This is a genomic window from Arthrobacter sp. 05N33_2, from assembly GCF_056397425.1.
In genome coordinates this window covers 1-3,758 of the sequence record NZ_JBFTNJ010000123.1, presented here as the reverse complement: position 1 = coordinate 3,758, position 3,758 = coordinate 1, and the positions used below count along the sequence as shown (strand labels likewise).

General features: G+C 63.6%; 3 protein-coding genes. 1 reads left to right on the top strand and 2 read right to left on the bottom strand.

The features are described 5' to 3' along the window. Positions 1 to 260: 260 nt before the first annotated feature. Positions 261 to 668, top strand: coding sequence for a hypothetical protein (locus AC1DHX_RS20395; RefSeq protein ID WP_476851182.1), 408 nt, complete (start codon positions 261 to 263; stop codon positions 666 to 668). A gap of 641 nt (positions 669 to 1,309) precedes the next feature. Here the strand turns inward: AC1DHX_RS20395 and AC1DHX_RS20390 are convergent. Together AC1DHX_RS20390 and AC1DHX_RS20385 are read right to left on the bottom strand one after the other, a co-directional pair. Next, positions 1,310 to 2,716, bottom strand: coding sequence for an FAD-binding oxidoreductase (locus tag AC1DHX_RS20390; protein WP_476858739.1), 1,407 nt, complete (start codon positions 2,714 to 2,716; stop codon positions 1,310 to 1,312). Positions 2,717 to 2,791: 75 nt separating this feature from the next. After that, positions 2,792 to 3,758, bottom strand: a 967-nt coding sequence (locus AC1DHX_RS20385) for a hypothetical protein (RefSeq protein ID WP_476900433.1), incomplete at its 5' end; no start/stop codon positions are given.

Below are 3,758 nucleotides of genomic sequence, written 5' to 3'. Positions count from 1 at the left end.
ACCATCTGCTCATTGACAGGTCGGCACCCTACCCAGGAGCCAGATCCACGAGTCGAGGGCGGCGGACCTTGGTTACATCCTGGTCGCGGAAGAGACCGAGACCGCGCGTGAACGACTCTTATGGGGCAGGCCGTGGAACGGGCAAACGGACTGCTCTGGGTCTGCGTGGGGCGGGTGGGGCACTTGCAGGGCCTGAGCGAAGTGGAAGGAATCCTAATCGGGCAAGAGGGCGGTCCGGGCGCCGTCGATATACTCGCTGGATGCGGATCCGTCCAATAGATCTGGTCGACGTGCTGGTCTATCTCGTGGTGCTGGGTGTGTTCATCCAGCTGTTTCCCGACGTCATATCCGAAACATTCCTGTTGGCGCTCTTGACGGCGATCCTGCTGAAGGTCGTCCTTGAAGTCGTGCTGTGGGCGAAGAAGAAAATCGTTGCGCGGATCCGGTCGGCCGATACTCGGCGGGTTCGAATTGTCAGCGCGTTCACCCTGTTGCTGGTGCTGCCGGGGAGCAAGTTCATGGTGCTCGGACTGGTTGACCTGGTATTCGGCGACGCTGTCCGTCTCGGTGGCTTCTTTCAAGTGACTGCACTGATCATCGTTCTCATGCTCGCGCGAGGCGGCGTGCGACGGGTGTTCAGACGGGCCGACGAGAGCGCATCAGCTTAATCGAGGCCATCACGACGTGCGCGCGTGGGTCGTCTGAATTCAGGTGTGTGCTGCCCAGATCGCCTGGAGTGCGCTCTTCACTTCTTGGGTGCGGCTGGCGGCTGCGATGCTTTGAACTGGGCAATTTGGGAATGWGTACTTTGTCCACACTTCGGGCTTCGAATCGGGCCGGATTCCGCATGTCCGGGGGAGTCCAGTGTGTGCGGGAGAGGGAATGCAGTTCGAGTCCCACCTCGGGCGCTGTGTTTCCCCTCGTCAGGGGGGTGGGTCATTCGGGTTTCCTTGCTTGCTCGGGTTGCCGTGGTTGATCTTGCACCTATTCATGCCGTGGGGTCCTACTGACGACATGACCTGCGGGGATTTCTTGAAGATGTTTTTCTCCGGAAGGCGGGCTTACCGGTGGCGTGGGGGAGGGCTGGTTCCCGTTTGTCCGGCCAAGAGGGGTGTGTACGTTGTCCACACCGGAGTGAGTTTCCTGCCGTTGCTGCTTTGTGGCTCGCTCCTTGCCTGCTTCTCACGAGACGGGCAGGAAGACCCCCGGAAACCCAGGGATCTTCCTGCCTCAACTCACGCAACTTCAGGTAAGGGGTTTGCTGGGTGGATAGGACCCATCGGAGGTGCCTCTGGCGCAGGCAGTGCTGTCACACCGTGGGGGCGATGTTCTGGTTCAACCGGAATAGATTGGTGGGGTCGTATTCGTTTTTCAGTTCCACGAGCCGCCGGTATGTATCCGCCGGGTACGACGCCCGGACGAGCGCCGTATTCGCTTCACCTGTGAAATTCACGTAGGCCGTCACATCCGGACCGAGCGCAGACGTCACGCCCCGGGCCCATTCGACGACATCCGCGAAGCCTTCCGCTGTCGGCGTGCGCGCAACAACATTGACGATGAATTCCTGGTCGCGGAGTGCGAAGGCCGTTGCTTCGGCAGGAACCCGGCCGACCGCGCCGCCAAGGTGGTGCAGGTGAATCTGCGTCATGGCGCTGGGCAATGCCGCAAACGAGTCCAGCAGCACGCGCACGGACGCGTCGTCGGCGGCGCGCAGAAATGCCGAGCGGAAATAGTTGTGCACACCCCGCGGGTACAGCGGATCGAGCGCCTGCTGCCATCCCGCGTACGGGTTGGCCGTGAACACATCGGCGATGACCGTGCCCAATGACCGGAAGGGTGCGGTGGCAGCCTCGCCGGCATCTAGATCGCCGGACCAGCACCCTCCCACAGCGATGACCGGCTTGCCGTGCACTGATTCTGGCAGGAACGGGACCGGCGGCGCCATGGTCATGTTGACCAGCGTGGTCAGCTCATCGGGGGCCGCCGCGCAGGCCGCCCGATAGCCCCGCAACACCTGCTCCGCTTCTTCTGCGGGGTAGAAAACCAGGCCGGAAAGGACCATGGGCCCCACTTCGTGCAATTGATACTCGAAGGACGTCACCACACCGAAATTGCCGCCGCCGCCGCGCAGCCCCCAGAACAGATCGGGGTGCTCATCGGCACTGGCGTGAATAAACTGCCCGTCAGCAGTGACGACGTCGGCGCCGACCAGGTTGTCGCTGGCCAGCCCGTGCTTGCGCACGAGCCAGCCGATGCCGCCGCCGGTGGTGAAGCCGGCGATGCCGGTTGAGGACACCAGGCCACCGGTCACCGCAAGCCCGAATTGCTGGGTCTCTGCATCCAGGTCCTTCCAGGTACACCCTGCCTGTGCCGCCACGCGGCGGCGGGCAGGGTCCACCTGGACCCCCTTCATCAGCGAAAGGTCCAGCACGATACCGTCGTCGACGGTGGAAAACCCGGGGATCGAATGTCCACCGCCGCGAACCGACAACGGCAACCCCTCGCTGCGCGCGAGATCGACCGTGCGGATCACGTCTGCCACACCCGCACAGCGTGCGATGAGCGTCGGGCGCCGGTCGTGGGCCCCGTTCCAGATGCTGCGTTCGTGGTCGTAGTCCGCGTCCCCTGGCCTGACGACCGTGCCGCGCAGCCCGGCGGCGAACTCGGCGATGGTGGCGTCGCCGATGCGGGTCGGCCTAGTCTGCGTCGTTGTCACGATGCGTTCCTCCTGATTGCTGTTGGTTGGTCAGATCTATTTGTCAGATCCAGGAATCACGCTAGTGAACCGTACTCAACGAGCACTCAACGCCGTCTCAACATCATCATCCGGGTCCCGCCTACGCAGTGCGGCCAGCCGCTGACCGGCGATGAGGCATTTCGTTCGGTCGAAAATTTCCCCAGCCCTGTCAATTTCTCGGGCCGCCCGATGCGGGTCRCCGAGCTCGTTGGATAGCTCTGCCACCATCAACCGCTGCCAGCCAGTGTGTCGCCGCCATGGGGCGACTTTTTCCGCTGCCTGCCTGTACATTTCCCGCGCTGCCCGGACCTCCCCGGACATCAGTTCGGCGGCACCGAGAATGGTCAGCGTGGCGCCCATCCCCACCTGATCTCCCGCGGACTCGAACCCTGAAAGGCAACGCCGAGCGTCTGTCAGGCCGCGGTCGATATCACCACCCATGGCGCGGAGCAGGGCGATATTAATCTCGGTCAGCAGCTCGCCGCGTCGGTCGCCCAGACCGAGCCGAAGCTCCCGCGCCAAGGACAGGGCCTCATCGGCCGCACTGTGGTCGCCACAGTCGCGCAGAATGCAGCCAAGTTGGTGGAGTGTTTGCGCCCTGGCCAGGTCATCTCCTAACTCGGCGAAATGTTCGGCTGCATCCGTGATGACGGATATCGCAGACTGCGTGTCTCTCGAAAGCCTGGCCGCGTAGCCGATGGCGGACAGCACGTAGCCTTTGGCTTGGATGACGCCGACCCGCCGGCCCAACAGCAGGGTTTCCTCGACGCAGGGCACCAACCGTCCGGCGATCGGGACCAGTTGCAGGCTGGGCGTGATCACCGGCAGGAAGGGTGGAGTGCTGGTATCAGACTGCGCGAGTTCGCTAAGGCAGGTGTTTAGGTGACGGGCGGCGAGTGGTCCGTCCTCCCGGGACAACGCGCACTGGCCGAGCAGCCAACTGCTGGCAGCGCAATGTTCGGGTCTGCCACCCTCGACTGCCTCGGTGTGCACGTCGGCCGCCAGCTGTTCGGCCTCGTCC

What these genes read in the sequence shown, in the direction of transcription:
- AC1DHX_RS20395 (WP_476851182.1), top strand. Translation starts at nt 261, where the DNA reads ATGCGGATCCGTCCAATAGATCTGGTCGACGTGCTGGTCTATCTCGTG.